Here is a 219-nt window from a genome sequence, read left to right as displayed (position 1 = left end):
ACCAACTGAGCTAATGGCTCATTTTGAAAGTGGTGCCGGCTAGAGGACTTGAACCCCCAACCTACTGATTACAAGTCAGTTGCTCTACCAATTGAGCTAAGCCGGCTTGCGACTTCAAAATGGTGGCTCGGGACGGAATCGAACCGCCGACACGAGGATTTTCAGTCCTCTGCTCTACCGACTGAGCTACCGAGCCTTATTAAAATGGCGGTCCCGACC

General features: G+C 52.1%; 2 tRNA genes. Both read right to left on the bottom strand.

Annotated features, from left to right (window positions below):
• Positions 1 to 30 precede the first annotated feature (30 nt).
• Positions 31 to 106: transfer RNA gene (locus CN409_RS30810), tRNA-Thr, on the bottom strand.
• A 14-nt stretch (positions 107 to 120) separates the two neighbouring features.
• Positions 121 to 196 (bottom strand) — tRNA-Phe (locus CN409_RS30805).
• Between the last annotated feature and the right edge of the window lie 23 nt (positions 197 to 219).

This window comes from Bacillus sp. AFS012607 (assembly GCF_002558005.1).
Taxonomy (GTDB): Bacteria; Bacillota; Bacilli; order Bacillales; family Bacillaceae_G; genus Bacillus_A; species Bacillus_A thuringiensis_S.
The sequence above is the reverse complement of the archived record's forward strand: the minus strand, read 5'-3'. Positions and strand labels throughout refer to the sequence as shown.